General features: G+C 51.4%; 20 protein-coding genes. 8 read left to right on the top strand and 12 right to left on the bottom strand.

Features of this window, described 5'->3' with window-relative positions; all coding sequences use genetic code 11:
• Genes lpxA through RIF25_RS00715 form a run of 4 tightly spaced genes read right to left on the bottom strand, consistent with a single transcriptional unit; the run spans position 1 to position 4,506 of the window.
• Positions 1 to 825, bottom strand: coding sequence for an acyl-ACP--UDP-N-acetylglucosamine O-acyltransferase (lpxA, locus tag RIF25_RS00730; RefSeq protein ID WP_322876658.1), 825 nt, complete (start codon positions 823 to 825; stop codon positions 1 to 3).
• Positions 826 to 883: 58 nt separating this feature from the next.
• Positions 884 to 1,372: a 3-hydroxyacyl-ACP dehydratase FabZ gene (gene fabZ, locus RIF25_RS00725; RefSeq protein ID WP_322876657.1), complete on the bottom strand. Its 489-nt coding sequence runs from the start codon at positions 1,370 to 1,372 to the stop codon at positions 884 to 886.
• Positions 1,373 to 1,375: 3 nt separating this feature from the next.
• The gene (gene lpxC, locus RIF25_RS00720; RefSeq protein WP_322876656.1) at positions 1,376 to 2,275 is read right to left on the bottom strand and encodes a UDP-3-O-acyl-N-acetylglucosamine deacetylase; all 900 of its coding nucleotides are present in this window, start codon (positions 2,273 to 2,275) and stop codon (positions 1,376 to 1,378) included.
• A 5-nt stretch (positions 2,276 to 2,280) separates the two neighbouring features.
• Complete coding sequence (locus RIF25_RS00715; protein ID WP_322876655.1) at positions 2,281 to 4,506, bottom strand: BamA/TamA family outer membrane protein; 2,226 nt, start codon at positions 4,504 to 4,506, stop codon at positions 2,281 to 2,283.
• Between the two features lie 363 nt (positions 4,507 to 4,869).
• On the opposite strand from RIF25_RS00715, the gene RIF25_RS00710 reads away from it, so the two are divergent.
• Both RIF25_RS00710 and RIF25_RS00705 read left to right on the top strand, forming a co-directional pair.
• Complete coding sequence (locus RIF25_RS00710) at positions 4,870 to 6,144, top strand: metallophosphoesterase family protein (protein WP_322876654.1); 1,275 nt, start codon at positions 4,870 to 4,872, stop codon at positions 6,142 to 6,144.
• Positions 6,145 to 6,147: 3 nt separating this feature from the next.
• The gene (locus RIF25_RS00705) at positions 6,148 to 7,011 is read left to right on the top strand and encodes a TlyA family RNA methyltransferase (protein WP_322876653.1); all 864 of its coding nucleotides are present in this window, start codon (positions 6,148 to 6,150) and stop codon (positions 7,009 to 7,011) included.
• Here RIF25_RS00705 and cpdA read toward each other — a convergent pair.
• The 3 genes from cpdA to RIF25_RS00690 form a co-directional block, all read right to left on the bottom strand.
• Positions 6,992 to 7,783, bottom strand: a complete 792-nt coding sequence (cpdA, locus tag RIF25_RS00700) for a 3',5'-cyclic-AMP phosphodiesterase (protein WP_322876652.1) — start codon at positions 7,781 to 7,783, stop codon at positions 6,992 to 6,994. The genes RIF25_RS00705 and cpdA overlap by 20 nt on opposite strands.
• A gap of 13 nt (positions 7,784 to 7,796) precedes the next feature.
• Positions 7,797 to 8,348: an FKBP-type peptidyl-prolyl cis-trans isomerase gene (locus tag RIF25_RS00695; protein WP_322876651.1), complete on the bottom strand. Its 552-nt coding sequence runs from the start codon at positions 8,346 to 8,348 to the stop codon at positions 7,797 to 7,799.
• Between the two features lie 67 nt (positions 8,349 to 8,415).
• Positions 8,416 to 8,739, bottom strand: a complete 324-nt coding sequence (locus RIF25_RS00690) for a phasin family protein (protein ID WP_322876650.1) — start codon at positions 8,737 to 8,739, stop codon at positions 8,416 to 8,418.
• 181 nt (positions 8,740 to 8,920) lie between these two features.
• Here RIF25_RS00690 and thrC point away from each other — a divergent pair, with 181 nt between their 5' ends.
• Positions 8,921 to 10,006: a threonine synthase gene (gene thrC, locus RIF25_RS00685; protein ID WP_322876649.1), complete on the top strand. Its 1,086-nt coding sequence runs from the start codon at positions 8,921 to 8,923 to the stop codon at positions 10,004 to 10,006.
• On the opposite strand, the gene RIF25_RS00680 is transcribed toward thrC, so the two are convergent.
• Positions 9,993 to 10,379, bottom strand: coding sequence for a hypothetical protein (locus RIF25_RS00680; RefSeq protein ID WP_322876648.1), 387 nt, complete (start codon positions 10,377 to 10,379; stop codon positions 9,993 to 9,995). The two genes, thrC and RIF25_RS00680, sit on opposite strands and share 14 nt — an antisense overlap.
• Before the next feature lie 532 nt (positions 10,380 to 10,911).
• Positions 10,912 to 11,250 carry a hypothetical protein gene (locus RIF25_RS00675; RefSeq protein ID WP_407682266.1) on the bottom strand — a complete coding sequence of 113 codons (339 nt, stop codon included), beginning with the start codon at positions 11,248 to 11,250 and terminating at the stop codon, positions 10,912 to 10,914.
• 244 nt (positions 11,251 to 11,494) lie between these two features.
• On the opposite strand from RIF25_RS00675, the gene RIF25_RS00670 reads away from it, so the two are divergent.
• Both RIF25_RS00670 and trpD read left to right on the top strand, forming a co-directional pair.
• Positions 11,495 to 11,851 carry a hypothetical protein gene (locus tag RIF25_RS00670; protein WP_322876646.1) on the top strand — a complete coding sequence of 119 codons (357 nt, stop codon included), beginning with the start codon at positions 11,495 to 11,497 and terminating at the stop codon, positions 11,849 to 11,851.
• 182 nt (positions 11,852 to 12,033) lie between these two features.
• Complete coding sequence (gene trpD / locus RIF25_RS00665) at positions 12,034 to 13,062, top strand: anthranilate phosphoribosyltransferase (protein ID WP_322876645.1); 1,029 nt, start codon at positions 12,034 to 12,036, stop codon at positions 13,060 to 13,062.
• On the opposite strand, the gene RIF25_RS00660 is transcribed toward trpD, so the two are convergent.
• Positions 13,049 to 13,618, bottom strand: a complete 570-nt coding sequence (locus RIF25_RS00660; RefSeq protein WP_322876644.1) for a Uma2 family endonuclease — start codon at positions 13,616 to 13,618, stop codon at positions 13,049 to 13,051. The genes trpD and RIF25_RS00660 overlap by 14 nt on opposite strands.
• A gap of 295 nt (positions 13,619 to 13,913) precedes the next feature.
• On the opposite strand from RIF25_RS00660, the gene RIF25_RS00655 reads away from it, so the two are divergent.
• Positions 13,914 to 16,169 (top strand): spermidine synthase, encoded by a 2,256-nt coding sequence (locus tag RIF25_RS00655; RefSeq protein WP_322876643.1) that lies wholly within the window; start codon positions 13,914 to 13,916, stop codon positions 16,167 to 16,169.
• 9 nt (positions 16,170 to 16,178) lie between these two features.
• Positions 16,179 to 16,901, top strand: coding sequence for a phycocyanobilin:ferredoxin oxidoreductase (locus RIF25_RS00650; protein WP_322876642.1), 723 nt, complete (start codon positions 16,179 to 16,181; stop codon positions 16,899 to 16,901).
• A 38-nt stretch (positions 16,902 to 16,939) separates the two neighbouring features.
• Here the strand turns inward: RIF25_RS00650 and RIF25_RS00645 are convergent, their stop codons facing one another.
• Positions 16,940 to 17,161 (bottom strand): hypothetical protein, encoded by a 222-nt coding sequence (locus tag RIF25_RS00645; RefSeq protein ID WP_322876641.1) that lies wholly within the window; start codon positions 17,159 to 17,161, stop codon positions 16,940 to 16,942.
• A 623-nt stretch (positions 17,162 to 17,784) separates the two neighbouring features.
• Between RIF25_RS00645 and RIF25_RS00640 the strand changes: the two genes are divergently transcribed.
• The gene (locus RIF25_RS00640; RefSeq protein ID WP_322876640.1) at positions 17,785 to 20,382 is read left to right on the top strand and encodes an AAA-like domain-containing protein; all 2,598 of its coding nucleotides are present in this window, start codon (positions 17,785 to 17,787) and stop codon (positions 20,380 to 20,382) included.
• A gap of 38 nt (positions 20,383 to 20,420) precedes the next feature.
• Here the strand turns inward: RIF25_RS00640 and hemH are convergent, their stop codons facing one another.
• Complete coding sequence (gene hemH, locus RIF25_RS00635; RefSeq protein ID WP_322876639.1) at positions 20,421 to 21,584, bottom strand: ferrochelatase; 1,164 nt, start codon at positions 21,582 to 21,584, stop codon at positions 20,421 to 20,423.
• Positions 21,585 to 21,681 lie beyond the last annotated feature (97 nt).

The raw sequence follows: 21,681 nt of genomic DNA, 5'->3' as shown, positions 1-21,681 counted from the left end.
TTAAGTGGAATCGCGAGACTCAGAGGGGGTGTTTCTATTCCCTGGAGTTAAGCCGCGCCGACCGGGGGTCTGGGCCTGGTTCAGAAAGCGATTCAGATGACCGAGGGATTCACAGGGGTCTAAGGTCTCTAAACTATTTAAGGCTTTTTCTAAGGGTAAGTCATCGCGATAGATGCGCCGAAAGGCTTGCTTGAGGATGGCCATTTCCCGATCATCCAAGCCAGATCGTCTTAAGCCCACCTGATTTAAGGCACGAATCCGGGCCGGATGTCCTTCAGCCAACATAAATGGCGGCACATCCCGATCCACCCGGGCCATCGCCCCAATCATGGCCAACCGCCCAATCCGGACAAATTGATGAATGCCTACCATGCCGCCAATCCGCGCCTTCGATTCAATCCAAACATGACCCGCAATGGAACTGGCATTGGTAATCACAACTTGATCTTCAATCACACAGTCATGGGCAATGTGAACGTAGGCCAAAAGCCAATTCCCGTTACCAATTTGAGTCACTTCCCCCGGCCCATTGGCACAGTTAATCGTCACATATTCCCGAATGCAGTTATCATCCCCAATCCTGACCCCACTGTCGGCCCCGGCATACTTTTGATCCTGGGAAATGGTGCCAATCACCGCTCCTGGAAAGATTTGATTGCGTTGTCCAATTTCTGTCCGCCCCGCCAGGACCACATGGGCCCCAATTTGGGTATCCGCCCCCACTTTTACACCCGCGCCAATCACCGCGTAGGGGCCAACCTGGACAGTTGGGTCAACCTCTGCATCAGGATGAATGACAGCCGTGGGGTGAATCAGGGTTTGCATGGGTATCCTAAATTCCCGCAGTGGGGGGGGACTTGCTCAGGGGGGAAGGGGGCAATACTCAATCCACTAAGGAAAACATCATCTCTCCTTCACAGGCCAGTTGTCCGTTCACCTCTGCCTTCCCTTGCATTTTGCCAAATCGCTGTTGTTTAATGCAGATCAATTCCGCTGTTAAAATTAATTGATCCCCAGGGGTGACGGGACGGCGAAACCTCACCTTGTCAATGCCAGCAAACATGGATAATTTCCCCTTGAGATCCCCCATTTGCATCAGAATTACCCCACCCACTTGGGCCATGGCTTCGACAATCAACACCCCCGGCATGATCGGCCGCCCCGGAAAGTGGCCTTGGAAGAAGGGTTCATTCACCGTGACATTTTTCAGGCCCACAGCCCGCGACCCTGGAACATAGTCAATGATGCGATCCACCAATAAAAATGGGTAGCGATGGGGGAGGAGGGCTTGAATTTCAATCACCGATAAAACCGAGTGATTAGGGTCGGGGTGGGTCGAGGCCTGGGCCGCAGGGGAGGTCAAGGTGGGCATGGTTTAGGGGGACGGGGTAGAAGAGGGAGTAGCGGCAATGGTCTGGGCTAAACGGGTGTGGAGGGTATGACTCGCTTTGTACGCTACATAATGGGCGACAGGGGGTGTTCCCAACAGGGCTAAATCTCCCCAAAAGTCCAAGATCTTGTGACGGACTGGCTCATTGATAAAGCGCAAGGGAGGATTCACCCAACCAGAATGGCTACAAACCAAAGCATTTTCTAGGCTACCACCTTTGATCAATCCCGCTGCTTGCAGTTGCGCAACTTGTTCGGCCAGGCCAAAGGTACGGGCGGGGGCAATTTCACCGGCCAAATCCCTCACCAGGCAGCTAAACCACTGTTGGCCAATCGCTGCATAGTCGGAAAAATCAATCCCATAGGTCAGGCGGGTTTCAGGGGCCGGTAACGCCAGGGCAAAACTATCTCCGGCCTGGACATAGACTGGCTCACTCAGGAAGGATTGGGCCTTAGGGGCATTTTGTTGGATCAGACCTACTGAGCTTAGGGCCGTTAACCAGGCCTGGGCCGAGCCATCCAAGAGGGGGACTTCTGGGCCATCCAAGGCAATAACGAGATTATCCACGCCAGCAATGAGCAACGCCGCTAATAAATGCTCAATCGTGCGGACAGAACCCTGCTCAGTAGCTAATTCTGTAGAAAGTTGGGTGGCTCTCACAAATTTTATCTGAGCGGGAATCATGGGGCCATCCCCTAAGTCTATCCGCCTGAATTGTCGCCCTTGATCGACCGCAGCGGGTTGCAATTCCACCCTAACCTCCAGGCCGGAATGGAGTCCTACGCCCGCAATCGTGATGGCCTGGGCCAGGGTTTTTTGGGCTGGAAACATTTGTCCGTGAGCAGGAGTCGCAAACGTAATCTCCGGTAAAGAAGTTTCAGGCATTGGTTTTAGAAACGCTCCCCAATTCCAAAGCTGATGGCACTCCCACCTTGGTTATTAAAGCCAAAATCAATCCGAATATTACCGAGGGGGGTATTCACCCGTACCCCTGCCCCATAGCCCAGGCCTTCCCCTGGTTTGCCGCGGACGACCCCTGGAATCCCAAATACGGCACTTTGCGAGTCAAGGGTTGTAGCTGCATCAACAAAGAGCGCGCCGCCAACAATACTGACAATTGGGAAACGATACTCCAAAGTCCCTTGGATAAAACTACGCCCACTGCCCAATTCTCCCTCACCCCAACCCCGGACCGAGTTGACACCCCCCAAGGTAAAGGACTCATAGGGCGGTAAATCCCCCACCACCGTCCCGGCCTGGAGGTTAATGGCAATGGTTTGGGGGCCATCAAAACGGAGGAATTTCACCGGAATGAAATAGCTGTAACTGCCCCGAAACTTACTCATAAAAATACTGCCGGAGCCAACTGGAATGGATTGTTCCAGGCCAACTCGGATCACTGAGCCACTGGTTGGCCGCAGAGGATCATCCCGCAAATCCCGGAGAATCGCCGCCTGGACTGTCAATAGGTCATCTACCCCTGTACAACTAAAGGTCAAGCAGTCCCCTAGCTCATCGGTGGAAACAATGGCCAATGAGGCATCCCGTGACGAGACATTTTGATACTGCAAGCCCAGAGAACCCGTCCAGGCCTTGGGCATCAGATCGGGGTCTGTGGTAAACGGCCGGGTAAAGAAGATACTGGCCCCCAAGCGGTTAATCCGCACCCAATCTCCATTGGCTAAGGTGACTTCCGTCGGCCCACCCGTAAACACATAGGGCACGGTCAGGCGGTTAAAGATGTTTGCTGTGTAGGAAGTCCGGTAGGGATCGCCTTTGATCCAAGGATCCGTAAAACCAATGTCAAAGAGGATGTCCCCTTGCGTCCCGGCCTGGATTTCCGAATTAAACTTATAGTTACGTCCAAAAAGATTATTTTGCTGGAAACTGATTGTCCCAAACAAACCCGCCGCAGAACTATACCCAGCTCCAGCGGAAATACTGCCTGTGTTTCGCTCTTTGATGTTTAGGACCATGACCACCTTACGGGGATCTTCCCCAGGATCCAGGCTAACCTTGACATCCTCAAACAGGTTTAAGTCAAAGAGGCTCTTCAGATCTTTTTGAACCGTATCTTGATTCAGAACACTGCCAGGTTGGGTGCGTAGTTCCCGGAGAATGACAAAGTCTTGGGTATTTTGCTTGGTAGGTTCGTCTTCTTTGTTGAGGAACTTGAGACTAATTTTCTCGACTACCCCTTCCGCCACTTGCAACGTCACCACCCCATCCGGATCCACCTGCGGCGTACCCACGACTTGGCCAAGGATATAGCCGTTATCTTGGTAGAACTTGTTGATTTGCTCAATGCCTTCTTGAATTTGGCGCAGGTTAATATTCTTGCCCACTTGGGGAGCAAAGATTTCCGTTACTTTTTCCTGCTTAAGAATTTGATTGCCAGCCACTTGCACACCCCGTAGGACTGGATAGGGCTGGACTACAAAGGTGACTCGCACCCCCAAGGGTGTATCTGAGGGATCGACTTTGACATCGGCAAAAAAGCCCGTACTAAAGATGGCGTTGGCATCCTGTTGCAGTTGCGTCCGGGTTGCTGTTCCCCCCGGCCGGGTTGAAATCACTTGATAGACTAATTGCTCAAGTTCCGGCGTTTTCGCCCCTTGGACAACCACCTCCGCAATTAAAACCCGCGGTTCATCAGGGGCAGGAGGTTGGGTTGTGGTTGGGGGGGGTGGAGCAGGCGGTTGGGGTGTAGTTGGTTCAGGTGGAGTGGCATCCGGCGGAGTTGGGACTGCTGGGGATGAGGCAGCCGGGGGGGATGGTGGGACTGGGGGTTCTGTAGTGGTGGGGGCGGGCGGCGGGGCTGGGGTCTGGGCGATGGGGAATCTGTCTGGGGGTGTCGGTAAAAGGGTCTCAAATTGAGTTTCTGCCGAACCAGGCCGGGCCGGGGTCATCCCTGGGGAAGGAATAGACCGATCATCCCCAACCTGTCCAAACTCAAGCGGATTGGCGACAAGAGCAGAGTTAAGAGGGGTAATATCCGGTTGTTCTTGGGCCGATAACGCTGGAGTCAGCCAACCCCAGGCCAAGACTGTTGGGAGAGCCAAAAGTCCCGAGAAGCCAGACGCACGGCTGAGGAGTAAAAATAGTTTTTCTGTCACGCGGCACACCACACACTAAGAGGTAATAATACCCAGCCATCGGGACGTATTTTACCGCATCCCAGTTCCATGACAAGGAAAGTAACTTGATTAAGATAGGTTTTTAACTTACCCCCAATCGTCCCACAAGTCGAATTTATCTGCCGATAATCACCACCATGAGCCTCTGTGACCCTGACTCGGCCGCCAAAAATGGGGCAGAATGTGAGGAAGTTGCGGGGTCAGATCAGGTATCTTTACCTTGAGGCTTACGTCTGGACAGCGGCCCCTATGCACTGATTTTTGATTCCTTCTCCAGCACTAGCTTGTTGATCTCATGGCCCGCCCATGTTCTCAGCCCCCCATCGGGTTTAAACCTGCCCTATGCCCCGTTTTCTCCATCTGGCCGATGTTCATCTGGGATTTGACAAGTACAACAATCCAGAGCGGACGTTAGATTTTTTCTTTGCCTTTCAGGATGCGGTGATTCGTTATGGCCTGGAGGCGCAGGTGGACTTTGTCGTGATTGCCGGGGATTTGTTTGAACAACGGCAAATTCTTCCCGCCACCTTAAACCAGGCCCAAGTGGTTCTCAATCAACTCAAAGCAGCTAATATTCCCGTGCTGGCCATTGAGGGCAACCATGATTACCGCCCCTATGGGACAAAAACCAGTTGGCTGAAATATCTCTCGGATTTGGGATTACTCTATTTGCTGGAGCCAGATGAGCATGAAATCCTTCAGGCCTGGGATGAATCGGCAGGAACGGGCGGGTATCTGGATCTGGCCTGCGGGGTGCGGGTGATTGGCTCCCGGTGGTATGGCTCTGCGGCCGTGACGGCGATCAAAAACTTAGCAGCCCAAATTGACCAACTTCCCTCCGGCCCCACGACTACAGTGATGTTGTTTCATCAGGGCTTGGAAGGACAAATTGCTCGCTATGCTGGAGCCTTACGCTATCAAGATCTGCTGCCCCTGAAAGATGCGGGTGTGGATTACTTGGCCCTTGGGCATATTCACCGCAACTACAGCTACGAGAATTGGATTTTCAATCCGGGTTCTGTAGAAGCTAACTCCATTGCCGAAAGCCAAGCTCAAACCCCACGGGGAGTATATCTAGTTGAATTGAAGCGGGGCAAAATTAAGGCCCAACTCCAACGAGACTACCAGCAACGGCCCATCCTGCGGCTGCACTTGGAGATCAGGCCAGAACAACTACCTAACCAGATTGAAGCAGCCGCCCAAGCTTTAGTGCAGTCCCACTGGTCGGAAACGCCTGAAGCCATAGTTGAACTCCGCATCACCGGCCAAATTGGTTTTGAGCGGTCTGAACTCCATGTCCGTCAATTGCGGGATCAGTTGCACCGCCAAAGTCAAGCTTTGATTTTTCTACTAAAATATGATGTAACCACCACCGCCTACGAAACCGCCTTTTCCGGCCCAGAGTTACCCAGTCGCCTTGAGATTGAACAGACGGTCTTCACCGATCTCCTCGCTGCCCAGGCCCCCTATCGAGACGTGGCGACAACCTTGGCTAGCGGATTATCCGATTTAAAAGCGCGGGTTTTACAGCAGGATGCCCCCGAAGAGCAGTATGACTATGTTGCGGCTCTGCTAGCAGGGGTAGGCTTGCTTGGGGACACTGGGAGCACGTTCTAAACTATGGCTGCGGGTAAACCTCCTAAACAACGCTTAGACCTGCTGATCGTCCAGCGTCAACTGAGTCTAGACCCTAGCGGCCCCCTCTCCCGTCAACAGGCCCAGCGGCTGATCCAGGCCGGTCAGGTCAGAGTCAACCAGCAAATCATTGATAAGCCGGGTACACTGATTTCTCCCCAGGCCGCGATTGAAATCAAACAACGCCCCCCCTATGTGTCCCGCGGTGGCGAAAAACTGGCCGGAGCCTTGGCCAAATTCCCGATTGGACTGGAAGGGCGGATCTGTTTAGATGCGGGTATTTCGACGGGGGGATTTACGGATTGTCTCTTGCAGGCCGGAGCTAGGCGCGTCTATGGCATTGACGTGGGCTATGGGCAGGTGGATTGGGGACTGCGGCAAAACCCCCGTCTGATTCTCAAAGAGCGAACCAATATCCGTTACTTACAGCCCAGGGATCTGTATCAACCCGATGATCCCTGGCCCAACTTGGCCGTGGCAGATGTCTCGTTTATTTCCTTAACTAAAATTTTGCCAGCCCTAGTCAATCTCTTAATTGCCCCCAAAGAACTGCTCCTCCTCGTCAAGCCCCAATTTGAGGTAGGCCGAGAACTGGTGGGTAAAAGCGGGGTGGTCAAGGATGTTCAAGCCCAGGCCACGGCGATTCAAAAAGTCCTAGAGGCATCTGAACATCTTGGCTGGTTGGCCCAAGGCTTAACCCCTTCTCCCTTACTTGGCCCGGCCGGTAATCGAGAGTTTTTTCTGTGGCTCAATACTCATTCCTCTACACAAACCCCGGCCCCCATCCAGATTGAACAGATTTGCCAGCAAACCGCTTCAGGAGAGTTGTTTAGTAGCCGGTGGCAGTAGCATCAACCTGCGTCGAAAAATCAACTCGCGTCACTTTCGTTTCCCAGGCCCCATCGGGATATAACCAGACCTGCCGAAATCCTGGCCCCACTGGCTCTAACCCAAATTCCTGGCTTGCGGGTAAAAACTGAATGCAGGTCGAAGGTGTACCAAGATAGGTGATCCCTTGTCGCTCCTGCTGAAACTCCTGATGAATATGCCCAAACAGAACTAACTTAACTTGGGGGAACAACGCCAAAACCGCGAACAGGTCTTCAGGATTATCTAAGCGACTGCCATCTAGCCATTGGGAACCGACTAAAAAAGGGGGGTGATGGAGGGCAACAAGGGTGGGACGATCGGAGGCTTGTTGGAGTTGGGTGCTTAAGTCTGTCAACGTTTCCTGGCTCAAGTGACCATGAACATGACCCGGCAAATGGGAACTTAATAAGATAAATTGCCACCCCCCGGCCTGGAACGCTTTGATCCCATTGAAGGGGGGATGACTGAGTTCTTGCACCATCAACTCGGGTTGATCATGATTCCCTGCCAACCAATAGATTGGCGTAGTCAGTGAGGCCATGAGGGTACGCAAATATTGATAGGTTTTAGCTTGATGGTCTTGGGCTAAATCCCCCGTCAGTATTAAAAGATCAGGGGCTGGTGCTAGGGCCTGGACGGTACTTAAGACCGATTGAAAGGAATCAGCCGTGACCAGTCCCAAAAGCTTTCCTGTCGGTTCGGCAAACAAATGGGTGTCACTGACTTGGACTAGATGCAGGGCGCGAACCATCTCCAGTCCGGCCTCACTTGACCCCTAAGAGTTCCACATCAAACACCAAGGTCGAGTTGGCCGGAATCACACCACCCACAGCCCGAGAGCCATAGGCTAAGTTGGCCGGAATCACTAATTCACGCCGGCCGCCAACGCGCATGGTGCCGACCCCTTCATCCCAGCCTTTAATCACTTGCCCGACACCAATGGTGAACTGAAACGGCTGTCCCCGATCCCGCGAGCTATCAAAGGTTTTGCCATTGGTCAGAGTGCCGGTATAGTCCACCACGACAACCTGCCCTTTTTTCGGTTCAACCCCGGTGCCGACCTTCAGATCGCGATATTTCAGGCCTGAGGGGGTGGTCGTGTAATCAGCATCAGAAGATTGGGTCATAGGTTGAGTTGGGAGAGGAGGAGTTTGGGCCAGGAGCGGAGTCGGATCGGTAGAGATGGTTGTCCTGGTGGGTTGTCCCTGATCCAGGGGATCCGCATTCACCGGCCCCGTGGGTGTCACCAGTTGAGCAATGACAATAACTAGGGCACAAACAACGACGACCGCTAGACTGATTATAATATTTTGCACAGAAAACTCCCCGACAGTTTTGCAAATGATTCGATTGAATTGATCCTAGCCTGTCAATTGGGGCCCTTTACTGCCAGAGGCGATTTTCTAAATCCCGTAACCGTCGCTCTAAGCGATCAATCCGTCCCCGTAGTTCATCCATTTCCGTTTGTTGGGGCACGCCTAATTCTTCTAAAAACTGCTGAAATTGCCGCTGCAAGCCCCCTTCTATTCCTGAGGCATCGGCTTTGAGGTGGTTGACAATCTCATCAATCATCGCCTTGGCCTGGTCGGGATTGAGGCGGCCTTCCTGGACCCACTGATCCGTCATCCCCCGGACTTTTTCCGTAATTAAAGACGTTGTTCCGACCCCAATCAGGAGGAGTTGCTGAAGCAGATTACTGTTGTCCATCGCAGCTTGGCCAGTTAGGTATCTCCATTGTGCCAGGAATCTCTAGCTTGGGATGGGCCTTACACCTCAATGAGCTAGGGACGTTCCAAGAATCCCCAGGCGTGCCAGCTAGAGATGATGCATTCCATCCCTTAAACTAGAAAACACGCCAAACCCTCGTTTTACCATCGGACGCACCGCTTTGACCTCGACGTTAACCTTACCCACCGCCCAGGCCTGGCAGGGACTGATCCACGCTTATCGGAGCTACTTACCCGTTTCCGAGACTACGCCCATTATTACCCTCCACGAAGGCAACACTCCCCTGATTCCCGTGCCGCGGATTGCCGCCGCCATTGGTCGGGGGGTCAAAGTCTATGTCAAATACGATGGTCTTAATCCCACGGGCAGCTTCAAGGATCGGGGCATGACCATGGCCATCTCCAAAGCCAAAGAAGCCGGGGCCAAGGCGGTGATCTGTGCCAGTACAGGGAACACCTCGGCGGCAGCGGCGGCCTATGCCAGACGGGGAGGCTTACGGGCCTATGTCCTGATTCCCGAAGGCTATGTAGCCCAAGGTAAACTAGCCCAGGCCCTGCTTTATGGGGCGGAAGTCTTGGCGATTCAGGGGAACTTTGACCGGGCCTTAGAAATTGTTCGAGAAATGGCCGAAACCTACCCGATTACCCTGGTTAATTCTGTCAATCCCTATCGTTTAGAAGGGCAAAAAACGGCGGCTTTTGAAGTGGTGGATGCCTTGGGTGATGCCCCGGATTGGTTGTGTATTCCCATGGGGAACGCGGGCAATATTACGGCCTATTGGATGGGCTTTTGCCAATATCACGAGCAAAATAAAGGCACACGCTTACCCCGAATGATGGGTTTTCAAGCGGCGGGTTCGGCTCCCCTAGTTACCGGAGAAATTTGTCAACATCCCGAAACCATTGCAACGGCGATTCGGATTGGGAATCCAGCCAATTGGCAACGGGCCTTAGCCGTACGCGCCGCCAGTCAAGGGGACTTTCAGGCCGTCACCGATAGCGAGATTTTGGTGGCCTATCGTATGTTGGCGGGCGAAGAGGGAATTTTCTGTGAACCGGCCAGCGCGGCTTCGGTGGCGGGACTCCTGAAAAATCAGGCCCAAATCCCTAGTGGGGCCACGATTGTTTGCGTCCTCACCGGCAATGGCCTCAAGGATCCCGATACGGCTTTGCAACAGGAGACGACCCAGTTTCATCGTAATGTTGTCCCTGAATTGGCCAATGTGGCTGAAATTATGGGGTTTTAGGGGGTTGGTTCCGTAAACGGGTCAGGTTTTCAATCGCATCAGCGAGGGCATTGGTCAGGTTTTGGCGAGTTTTGGCATGATTGGCCTGTTCTTGGGCGAGGGCCGCAGTGAGTTGGGCAATTTGGGACTGGGCCTGGGCCAGTTGTCCTTGTAGCTCCGTGACATCTGTAACTTGGCGGATTTCGGCTGGGATGGTCTGAGTCCTGTCTGGTTGGCTAGAGGGTGGTTCTGAGGCTGTGGAAGGATGATGAGAGACACGGCTAGAAGACCTTTGGGCCTGGGACTCATACCGTTGTTGCCACTGGGCGGCTTGCTCCAAGGCGGTCTGGAGTTGTTGGCGAATTTGTTGAACGTCAGCAGGAAGGTCAGACACAAGAAAATTTCGGCTTTGGGTTAGGAGAAGGTTAATCTGGGCGATTTTCAGGTCATCTTTGCCGGATATTAACCTATATTCTTCAGCTTGGGTAGCACTCCAGGGGATCATCTGCTGCAACGATGCTCCAGGCCTGGGATCAGCCTCTTGTTGATCATTTTTAACAAACCCCTTCCCTATTTTTGAAAAACCATGTTAGTTTGTAGAAGTTCAAATCATTCTTGAGTCCGTACAGGGAAATGGAGGTGATGCCCATGTCAGATAGTAGTAAACAATTGGGTCATCGTTTTGGGGCTAATCGGCTGTAGGCCGGAGTTGTGCTTTGACCCCATGTCGGAGTTCCTTCCGGCAGTCTGATCCAAACAATTGATGACCGCTAGACCGCCTCTGGATTAACTTCTGGGGGCGGATAGTTTTTGGGGGAATTAACAGGCATTGATGGCCTTCCCTATCGCAGCAGGTGAATTTTGGCCTGGGCAGCGATTATGGCAAGGTTCGACAAAATTGAGATGAAGGCAACCCCAGATGGACATTAGCCCAGTTCATCCAAATACCCTTGAATATCCTCTAGCATTCGGGTCAGTTCGGCCTCAGTGGTGAGACGCATCCGCTCGTCACGAACGGTAATCAACACCTTGGCGGCAAAGGGGGTGGGCCAAATGTTTGGGTTGCAAAAGACTTCTAAGAAAACCTCGCCAGTATATTGATATTCCAAGACCGGCCAGGGTTTTTGGGTCCCGGGTTTAGTGTTGGCGGCCTGTTTGAGATGGTGGACAAGTTCCCGTAAAGCCTCTTGTAAATCTTGGGCGGCCTGGGGAGTAAAGCTAAAACTGACGGCTCCTTCAATTAAGTTCAAGCGCATTGGGGCCATAGGATTCCTTTGGAGTCATCTACTTTTGATTTTTCAGACTGTTTTTAGTCTGCCTTGATTTGGGGAGTGGGAGCGGAAACCGTTGCAAAACTTGGAATTGTAAACTTTGTTACCCGAAAATTTGCAAATTGTAAGGATTTCTTTTCTCCTGTAAATCGCCTCTCCTAGACTTGGGATTACGCCTCGGTAAAGGTGTGGTTAAGTCTTGCGTTCCATTGCAGTTTGAGTTTGGGAGTGTGACCGTATGCAGGCCTGGCATCATCTAATTTTGGGAGCTTCGGCTCTAGCCTCAGTGATTGGATTGGTGATTTTAGTGCGAACTGAAGCCACTCCCAGAGTGATGAAGTTGGTTGGACAAGGGGCAGAATTAGATGAGTTTACGGCTCACAGTGAAACCCTGCTCCGGATGATTTTTGTCTATTGGCTGCTGTTTTGTATTAGCTCTACCTTACAAAAACTGACCTGTTTGGCCGGAACAGACCTCCAGGCCATGTGTCAAATTACCCAAGTCATTACCTATTTGCTCACCTTTTCATCCCTATTGTGCTACCCGATGCATCTATTCCAGGCCCGCCAGACCCGGCAACAGGTTAAATCCTGAGGTTCTGAGTCTAGATTTCTCCCGATTGCTAAGGGCATAGAAGCCTAAAACCCAGCGCGGATTTAGCCCATCTTGAGCGACTCCTCTGGAATGAATTGCCTTTCAGACAACTGAGGTCGGGCGATAGTGTTTTGTGGGTAAAGGGATAACATTAAACTTGTTTCTCCTTCAGTCCGATACCTATGATTGACGCGACCGCACTCTTACGGCAACTCCTTGCGGGTGAATCCCTCAGCCGTAGCCAAGCCAAAGATCTGATGCAGGGGTGGTTAGGGTCTGTGATTCCACCGGTATTGTCGGGGGCAATTTTAGCGGCAATCCAGGCCAAGGGTGTGAGAGCCGATGAGCTGGCAGGGATGGCAGAAACTCTCCTAGAACAGTCACCGGGCCAGGCCTGGGATTTGGGTGTGCCCCTAGTGGATACCTGTGGGACAGGGGGAGATGGCAGTGGGACGTTCAATATTTCTACGGCAGTGGCGTTTGTGGTGGCGGCGGCAGGGGTTAAGGTGGCCAAACATGGGAATCGTTCTATTTCCAGTCGGGTTGGTTCAGCAGATGTTTTAGAGGCCTTGGGCATTAATCTCCAAACCGATACGGCCCGGGTCAAAGCCGCCCTAAACGAGGTTGGAATTACCTTTCTATTTGCACCGGGTTGGCACCCAGCGATGAAAGCCGTGGCGGAAATTCGCAAAACGTTGGGAGTAAGAACCGTGTTTAACCTCCTCGGCCCCTTGGTGAATCCCTTTCGACCCACAGGCCAGGTGATTGGAGTGTACAGTCCCGCCTATTTAGAACCCATGGCCACCGCCTTACAACAATTGGGAACCCGCCGGGCGATTGTCCTCCATGGGCGCGAGGGAGTCGATGAGGCCGGGCTAGGAGGACTTACAGATTTAGCCGTGATCAACCCCACAACCCAAGCCATTGAAACTCAGGTACTAGAACCAGAAGCCCTAGGTTTAACTCCGGCACCAATTACTGCAATTCATGGAGGAAGCTTAACGGAAAATGTGACAATTCTCACCCAAGTCCTTCAAGGCAAAGGCACCCAAGCCCAAATGGATGTTGTGGCCTTAAACGCGGGCCTAGTGTTGCAAGTGGGGGAAGCCGTGGTAGATTTACCCGCCGGCATTAAAGTTGCCCGGACTGTTTTAGACAGTGGCGGGGCTTGGGATATACTCACGGCCTTGGTTAAGTTCACCCAGAGCTAGAAAATCCTCTTTCCTGGCCTTGTGCTTGAGTCATCTCCATCAAGGTCACAACTGCCAGGCCGGGGATGCCTATTAACGTTGGTAAAACCTGCTGAGCTTCATAGATCAGGGGCAATGACTCCCCTTGCCAGGCCCAGACCTGTTGTTTTTGCAAATCAATTAACCAGGCCAGTTGGGTTCCCTGGGATAGGCAATGGACAATCTTGGCTTGTAAGTCCAAGGTATTTTGGTCAGGTGAGCGAATTTCAATCAACCAATCGGGGGCACCTATGAACGGCCCATCAGACTCAGGTAAGCGGCTTAGGGCAATGACAGAAATATCGGGCACAGGAGAAAACGGGGGGACAAGGCAACGAAGTTCTTGGATTGCTTCATAATCTCTAGGATGTTGGTTAATCCAGTTCACCAAATTTCGCTGTAACCGAGAATGATAGAGGGTTGGCATTGGCTTTTGGTAGGTTTGCCCATTGATGAACTCCCAGGCCGGGGATGCCTCAATATTAGGTTGCCTCAGGAAGGTATCCAGAGCCGTGATTGTTGGGGCTAAGTTGGCCATAAACTGATGTACCTAATGATGAGAGTTAACGCAACCTCTTACCCTAATTGATAACAGGCAAAGGAAACCGTAAAACGGCTCTAAAACTGGAATTGCTCATATCAAAGACCTATAGGAAAATCTTAACTAATGAAACCTGATGCTAACTGGGATCGGATGCTCTCAGAATATTGATCAGTTACAGTGCTAAGGATGGCCAGATGCCATCTTGCTTTTACAAGGCTATACCTCGTTGCGGCTGAAATCGGGAAACTAGTGCCCCCGAAAAACCGAAGAACCGAGCTATTTGATCAGCATGAACGTTGCCCTCCCCCCTAAAATTCTGCTACCTATTTATGCCTTATCCCTGGGACTGAGTGCGCTGCTGCTGTTTTGGGTCCAGTTAATGGTGGCAAAAATGCTGTTGCCCTTGTTGGGTGGCGCGCCGGCAGTTTGGAATACCTGTTTGTTCTTTTTCCAGGCCCTCTTGCTCTTGGGATATGGCTACAGTGATTGGATCACCCAACGATTTTGCCTGAAAAATCAAGTTTGGTTACAAGGCCTGGTGTTGCTAATTCCTCTGGCGGTGCTGCCCTTAAAAATTGCCGGCGATGGGTTGCCCCCTGTGGATGCCAATCCGATTCCCTGGGTATTGGCCGTACTGCTGTTGGGGGTTGGTTTACCGTTTTTTGCCCTCTCTACTCTGGCTCCTCTGCTCCAGGCCTGGTTTAGCTCCACTGCCCATCCCCAAGCCCAGGATCCCTATTTTCTCTATGGAGCTAGCAACTTTGGTAGCTTAATGGGCCTGTTGGGCTATCCCCTCCTCTTGGAACCGCAGTTAACTTTGACCCATCAAAACCAACTTTGGGCCGGGTTGTATGGTTGTTTAGTCCTGTTGGTTGGTCTCTGTGCCAGTGGGGTGCAAGGAAAGGAGTTAGGAGAAATCAGGAATCGGCCCAGAGATATCACAAAAAGGGCAGAACAATTCAATCATCCCGATGCACCAGTCGCGCCAGATCAATCCTTTGCTGCCCCCGCCCCCACGCCCCGGCTCCAACTCCGCTGGGTGATGCTGGCCTTTATTCCGGCCAGTTGGCTCTTAAGTGTGACAACCTATATCACCACCGATATTGCCGCGATCCCCTTGTTTTGGGCCATTCCCCTCAGTTTGTACTTAATAACATTTATTGTGAGTTTTGCCCGCCCCCAAGCCACCTTACCCAAGCTGATAACTGGAGCCTTGCCCCTGGCTGGTGTGGTTTTGGTGATGCTCTTACTGTTGAAAATTACCCAGCCCTTGGGATTTATTTTACCTTTGCATTTAATTGTGTTTACAATTGCCGCCTATCTCTTTCATCAAAAACTGGCGCAATCTCGACCTAATCCCGCCTATTTAACACGGTTTTATTTGGCGATTGCCTTGGGCGGGATGTTGGGGGGCCTGGTCAACAGTTTAATTGCGCCTCTCGTCTTGACAACGGTTTTGGAATATCCCTGGATTATTGTTGTCAGTTTATTGCTACTTCCGGATCTGGAATTGGGAACGGGTTTACGCCTCACCTGGCCCTTAAGTATGGGTTTGTTACTCGGTTGCTTATTAATTGGGTTAAATTTGACCATTGCCCAACAGTCGGCCTGGGGATTCCTGATGGCCTTTGGGTTATTGATTGGCCTGGCCTGGATTTGGGGCTTAAGGAAATGGCGCATTGGCTTAGGTCTGGTTTTAGTGGGCTTATTAGGGCAGTTTTCCTTGAGTTCGTTGGGAAATGTTTTGGCCACAGAACGGAGTTTTTTTGGAGTCTATCAAGTGCTTGCGGATTCAGAGACCGGATTTCACAGCTTAATTCATGGCACAACTGTCCACGGCCGCCAAAATATGACCCCTGGCCAAACCCAAGTGCCGCTGACCTACTTCACCCCCACTGGCCCTATTGGTCAGGTTTTTACAGCTATGGGAGATCGCTTCCAGAATGTGGCCATTTTGGGATTGGGAATCGGCACATTAATCAGTTATGCCCAACCCGGCCAGGCCTGGAGTTTTTATGAAATTGATCCCCTTGTCGTTAACCTGGCCCAAAACCCAAAATACTTTACCTATCTAACCAGTGCTACGACAAAACCCCAAATTACCTTAGGGGATGGTCGCTTAGGTTTGGCCCAGGCCCCGGATCACCGTCTTGACTTATTAGTAATGGATGCCTTTAGCTCCGATGCGATTCCAATTCACTTGATAACCCAAGAAGCCCTAGAACTTTATTTCACCAAATTGAAGCCCACTGGCCTGGTGGCTATTAACATCACCAATCGCTTTTTAGACCTTGAACCGGTTATTGCTGCCCTAAGTGAGCGGTTAAACTTGTTTTCGATCATTCAATCGGATCAACAGGTTTCTGAAGCGGAACTTCGAGCCGGAAAAACACCCTCACGTTGGGTCTTACTGACTAAAGATGCGGAAAATTTAGCCGACTTAAGGACTGATCCCCGCTGGCGAAAATTGGTCGGGACTGTTCAGATCTCGGCCTGGACTGATGACTTTTCCCAGTTATTGCCTTTGATTCGCCCCTTACGATAGGATCTGGCGATGACTCAATCCATTCGCCAGCAACAACATCCCCTGATTGGTCGCCTTGCAGATCACATTGAACAAATCTGGGCAGAAACCTTAGACCTATCTCCCTATCAACTCCCAGAGGATTTAGGCTATGTGGAAGGGAAACTGGAAGGGGAAAAACTCACCATTGAAAACCGTTGCTACCAAACTGGCCAATTTCGCAAACTCCATTTAGAACTCGCCCGGGTCGGCACCATTTTAGATATTTTGCACTGTGTGATGTTTCCGCGGCCCAATTATGCTTTACCCATGTTTGGCACGGATTTGGTCGGGGGCCGGGGGCAAATTTCCGCTGCAATTGTAGATTTATCTCCCGTGGAAACAGATCTCCCTACCGTATATCATGCCCCCCTCAGTCATCTCCCTAAGCGTCAGTTCACTCAACAGCGAGATTTACCGGAATGGGGGAGTATTTTTTCCCAGTTTTGTCTTTTTATCCGGCCCGCTGATGCTGGGGAGGAAGATTTATTTCTGGAGCGGGTTGGGGATTACCTCAAGATTCACTGCCACCAGGCCCAGCAGGCAACTCCCTTAAACCCAGAACAAGCCGAAAAAATCCTTGCCGGTCAGCAACGTTACTGCCTGCAACAACAACAAAACGACAAAACTCGGCGGGTGCTGGAAAAAGCTTTTGGCCAGGCCTGGGCAGACCGCTATATGACGACTGTTCTGTTTGATTTACCCCCGGCATAGGACTCTCTATACCAAATATTCCCAGGTTTGTGGGGGGATCAGTGGGAAAAAGCAGGCCGACGCGGCAGGAGGGGGAGATGATATTTAGGCTCGGCCAGGCCTGGGGCATAGGCTTCAATGACACGACCACTATCGAGGCACTGCACCATTAAATAGTCACAGCTTGGGCATTGGGTTCGGCTAATGCGATCCAAGTGGAGAAAATGTCGCTCGGCGGGGCGGCCACAGTTGGGGCAGTGAATGGTGTGGAAGGTTTGCATCTTAAATCATCCTTAAATTCTTGGTTTTTTCAACAATCTGCTATTACTTAAGCCACCCCTCACCTATGCAACAAATTATCAAGAAATTAGACATTAATTAGACATTTATTAAATATAAAGTTATTGAATGATAAATTTTTGATGACTGAGGAACTGTCCTTATTATGGACAATAAAACTAGAAGTGACAACGATCCCAAAGCAAATCTCCGTTAAAAATTGCGACAAACCAGCGGGGATCAAGAACAATCAGGAGGTGCTCATTGGGAATTCTGTTACTTTGAATACCATTTTCTTAGGAAGATGCTAGAAATTAATCATGTCTTAATGTTTGGCTTTGCAAATTTTTGTAAGGTAACTAACATGAGTCATAAAATTTTTTGATTAATCAACTGGAAGCCCTGACCCCGGAGAATCTCACCTTAAGAGCCCTGCTTCTGCCACTGTCTTAGACGGGATTTGTTGGTTTTGGTTCACTGTTGTCGGGATTAGCCCAGGTTGATAGATCAATCAGGGACGGCCCGGTCGGCCAAAAAATCAGCCTGACTCTGGCAGCAGCCAAAAATAAAGTTATCCTGATCCTTGAGAGGTCAGCCAAAATACCTAAGCTCCTCAAGCGGTTGGATGCTGGGCCTGGTCGAGTTCTCCCTCAATAACGCCCCTAGTATTGGCATGATTGGTAAAACCTTTGGTGGTCGGTATCGGATTCTCAGTGTTCTGGGTGCAGGTAACTTCGGACAAACGTTTCTAGCTGAGGATACCCACCGGCCTGGGCGGGTCAAGTGTGTGGTTAAATATCTGCGCCCAGCCCGCACCGATGGCAACTTCCTTCCCCTGGCACGGGATTTATTTTTTCGGGAAGCTCAAGTCCTAGAAAAACTCGGCCATCATGATCAAATTCCTCGGCTCCTGGCCTATTTTGCCGAGGGTGAAGAGTTTTATCTGGTGCAGGATTTCATTGAAGGTCATGTTCTACGCACAGAGTTACCCCTTGGTTGCTGTTGGAGTGAAGCCCAAGTGATCCAAATGCTGACGGATGTTTTGCAGATTCTCAGTTTTGTCCATCGCTGTGGGGTCATCCATCGGGACATTAAGCCGGATAATCTGATGCGACGAGTGAGTGATCAAAAGCTGGTCTTAATTGATTTTGGAGCCGTTAAACAAATGGGGCTGTCCATTGGCGGCGGGACACTGATGGGGGCGGCGGCAGCTCAAACCATTGCCATTGGGACTCCGGGTTATATGCCTCCCGAACAGGCCCAAGGGCGGCCACGCGCCAATAGTGATCTCTATGCTCTGGGGATGATCGGCGTTCAGGCTCTCAGTGGTCAGAATCCTCTCCAACTGCCCCAAGATAAATTGGGAAACTGGCAATGGCAAGCCCAAATGGCGGTGAGCGGGGGCCTGGTGGAAATCCTCTCGCGGATGATCCGGCCGGGGGTCTATGAACGCTATAACTCGGCGGATGAAGTGCTCCAGGCCCTGCAAAATCTTGACAGCGCGCCCCCGGTTTGGAAACGTCTAGGTAATTTTCTCCGCACCCCAGTTCAGGATCTGCTGCGGCCTCATTCCCCGCCGCCAGGCCCTGCCATTGTTGCCAATCCGCCCCCAACCCGACAACCAACTCCTGCCTCAGACATAGACTTCCCCCCCCTCAAAGCCTATGGCCAGGGCCGGAATGTTTTTATTAGTCACTCCAATGGCAGCGAAGAACAGGAACTCGCGGAGGAATTTTTTGCAGCCTTGGTGGCGGCCGGTCATCAGCCGTTTATGGCCAGTCAAAGTATCCAAATGGGGGAAGGTTGGGCCCAGCGCATTGACCAGGAATTGCAACTGTGTGACTTTTTTCTGCTGTTGCTTTCAAGCCAATCTGCCCAAAGTGAGATGGTTTTAGAGGAAGTTCGCACGGTGCGGAATCTCCAGGCCCAGCGACCGGAACGGCGACCCTTTATTTTGCCAATTCGGGTTAATTTTCCCTTGGATTTACCCCTCAACTACGAATTGCGCGGTTACTTACACCGTCTTCAGCAGCGGTTTTGGCACAGTTCCACCGATACCCCAGCCCTGCTGCAAGAAGTTTTAAGCCTAGTGAATGCCACGAGCGAACCGACCCAAGCCCCGGAGATGCCTTCTGGTTCTGGTGCTAGTCTCCTCCCCCCCCCGCCCACAATTGCCGAAGATGCACCGCCGTTGCCTGTGGCCGAACCAGAACTCCCGGAAGGACAGGTGGAAGTAGCCTCAGCCTTTTATATGGAACGGCCCCCCATTGAAAGCCGCTGTCGGGAAACTCTGCTCCAACCCGGTGCTTTAATTCGGATCAAAGCCCCGCGCCAGATGGGTAAAACCTCTCTGATGGCCCGCTTACTCTATCGCGCTACGGAAGAAAACTATGCCACGGTTCCCCTCAGTTTTCAGTTGGCCGATGCCGATGTCTTTAGTAACTTGGATAAACTGTTGCGCTGGTTTTGTGCCGGAGTTGGGCGGCGGTTGGGCCTGGAAAATAAACTCCAGGACTATTGGGACGATATTTTTGGGAGTAAATACAATTGCACGGCCTATTTTGAAGAATATTTATTGCCCCACTGTGATCGCCCCTTAACCCTGGGCCTGGATGAGGTGGATCGGGTGTTTGAATATCCGGCCATTGCCAGTGACTTTTTTGGCTTACTGCGGGCCTGGCATGAAGAAGCAAAAAACCGAGATGTCTGGCGGAACTTACGCTTGATTGTGGTGCATGGGACAGAGGTTTACATTCCCCTCGATATTAATCAATCGCCTTTTAACGTTGGCCTGGCTGTTGACTTGCCGGAATTTACCCAGGCCCAAATTTTGGAACTCAGCCAGTTACATGGCCTGGACTTCAGTCAAAATCAACTGACCGAATTGCAGCAGTTAATTGGCGGTCATGCCTATTTGGTTCGCTTGACCCTTTACCATTTGGCGAAACAGGACTTAAGTTGGCAAGAATTAATCACCCAGGCCGCGACGGAAACTGGACTCTATCGGGATCATCTCCGGGGGCAGTGGTGGCATCTCCATCAACGGGCTGAATTAGTTCCCGCCTTTAAGGAAGTGGTGCAAAGTTCTGAGGCGGTGGTCTTAGATTCAACCATTGGCTTTAAGCTCCATAGCCTTGGCCTGGTGCATTTGGCAGGGAATGCGGCCTGTGTGCGCTGTGATTTGTACCGACAATACTTCAGTCGCCAGCTTGGTGTTACCTGACTGGGGTTTCGTCCTGGTTAAGGATCATGCTGCTTAAGCTACAGTAAACCCGCCATGTGCAAGGGGCCTTGACCACTAATTAACTCTAAGAGCAAAGCAATAAAGCCAATCATTGCCAACCGCCCATTCCAGACCTCCGCGGCCGATGTCATGCCCCATTCCCACCGTTCTTGGGGATAGAGCTTGAATTGCTTGCGGGGATGGGTCACTTGGGCAAAGGTATAGGGAGGGGCTTCTAGGGCGGTAGTGACTAAATCCCTGAGACCGGCAATAAATTCCGGGTGGGTGTTCAGGGCTGGGACGCGCCGAAAGGTATGAATTCCCGACTCCTCCGCCAACTCTCGATATTCCATGTCAATTTCTTGGAGGGTTTCAATATGTTCAGAAATAAAACTAATTGGAACCACCACCAGTTCTTTTACTCCACTCGCTGCCAATTCTGGAATCACATCTTCCGTATAGGGCTTGAGCCACTCTACGGGGCCAACCCGACTCTGATAGGCCAACACATGGGGGTTTGAGCGTCCGAGGGTCTGCATAATCAAATGGACGCAAGCCTCAATCTCGGCCTGGTAGGGATCCCCTTCCTCGGTGACATAGCTGATGGGTACGCCGTGGGCACTAAAGAAAATGGTGGCTTTTTCTGGTTCTGGCAGTTGATCGAGTTCTTGGCGAAGTAAGGCTACCATGGCCTGGATATAGCCGCGATTGTTAAACCAGGAGGGAATAATCGTATATTTAATCTTCTGAAGAGCGGAATCTTCCTGCCAAAGACTTTCTATGAGTCGAAAGCTGGAACCACTGGTACTAATAGAAAATTGTGGATACAAAGGCAGAATGACTAACTCTTCAATCCCATCCGCTTTAATTTGGGCCAAGGCTGCCTCGGTGAAGGGATGCCAATACCGCATCCCAATATAAATCTTTGCGGTGACTCCCTCCTGGGCTAAGGATTCCTGTAAGGCCTGGGCCTGCTGTTCGGTAATCTCACGCAGGGGCGACCCCCCCCCAATTTGGGCATAATTTGCTTCTGATGTCTTGGCGCGACGAGTGGCGATCAACCAGGCCAGGGGCTTCTGTAACCACCGAAAGGGCAGGCGAATAATTTCAGGATCGGAAAATAAGTTGTAGAGAAAGGGACGGACATCGGCAAGGCTATCTGGGCCCCCCAAATTGAGTAGTAATACACCAGTACGCCCCATAGTCCTAAATATCCCAAATTTTCATCTTTGTTACCGATTTTAACAATATAGCGACTAGACCAAGACAATCCGGCATTGCCCATTACAGTTCTTAACA

It is taken from the genome of Pseudocalidococcus azoricus BACA0444 (genome assembly GCF_031729055.1).
In the GTDB taxonomy this organism is placed as follows: domain Bacteria; phylum Cyanobacteriota; class Cyanobacteriia; order Thermosynechococcales; family Thermosynechococcaceae; genus Pseudocalidococcus; species Pseudocalidococcus azoricus.
Note: the sequence above shows the minus strand (reverse complement) of the source record. Positions and strands in the feature narration are given on the sequence as shown.

Excerpts from the sequence above, each read along its gene's own strand:
- RIF25_RS00655 (WP_322876643.1), top strand. The coding sequence starts at position 13,914 with ATGAACGTTGCCCTCCCCCCTAAAATTCTGCTACCTATTTATGCCTTA.
- RIF25_RS00670 (WP_322876646.1), top strand. The coding sequence starts at position 11,495 with ATGCAGGCCTGGCATCATCTAATTTTGGGAGCTTCGGCTCTAGCCTCA.
- hemH (WP_322876639.1), bottom strand. The coding sequence starts at position 21,584 with ATGGGGCGTACTGGTGTATTACTACTCAATTTGGGGGGCCCAGATAGC.
- fabZ (WP_322876657.1), bottom strand. The coding sequence starts at position 1,372 with ATGCCCACCTTGACCTCCCCTGCGGCCCAGGCCTCGACCCACCCCGAC.
- RIF25_RS00660 (WP_322876644.1), bottom strand. The coding sequence starts at position 13,618 with ATGGCCAACTTAGCCCCAACAATCACGGCTCTGGATACCTTCCTGAGG.
- RIF25_RS00645 (WP_322876641.1), bottom strand. The coding sequence starts at position 17,161 with ATGCAAACCTTCCACACCATTCACTGCCCCAACTGTGGCCGCCCCGCC.
- cpdA (WP_322876652.1), bottom strand. The coding sequence starts at position 7,783 with ATGGTTCGCGCCCTGCATCTAGTCCAAGTCAGTGACACCCATTTGTTT.
- RIF25_RS00705 (WP_322876653.1), top strand. The coding sequence starts at position 6,148 with ATGGCTGCGGGTAAACCTCCTAAACAACGCTTAGACCTGCTGATCGTC.
- RIF25_RS00690 (WP_322876650.1), bottom strand. The coding sequence starts at position 8,739 with ATGGACAACAGTAATCTGCTTCAGCAACTCCTCCTGATTGGGGTCGGA.
- trpD (WP_322876645.1), top strand. The coding sequence starts at position 12,034 with ATGATTGACGCGACCGCACTCTTACGGCAACTCCTTGCGGGTGAATCC.
- RIF25_RS00710 (WP_322876654.1), top strand. The coding sequence starts at position 4,870 with ATGCCCCGTTTTCTCCATCTGGCCGATGTTCATCTGGGATTTGACAAG.
- lpxC (WP_322876656.1), bottom strand. The coding sequence starts at position 2,275 with ATGCCTGAAACTTCTTTACCGGAGATTACGTTTGCGACTCCTGCTCAC.
- RIF25_RS00640 (WP_322876640.1), top strand. The coding sequence starts at position 17,785 with ATGCTGGGCCTGGTCGAGTTCTCCCTCAATAACGCCCCTAGTATTGGC.
- RIF25_RS00675 (WP_407682266.1), bottom strand. The coding sequence starts at position 11,250 with ATGGCCCCAATGCGCTTGAACTTAATTGAAGGAGCCGTCAGTTTTAGC.
- lpxA (WP_322876658.1), bottom strand. The coding sequence starts at position 825 with ATGCAAACCCTGATTCACCCCACGGCTGTCATTCATCCTGATGCAGAG.
- RIF25_RS00650 (WP_322876642.1), top strand. The coding sequence starts at position 16,179 with ATGACTCAATCCATTCGCCAGCAACAACATCCCCTGATTGGTCGCCTT.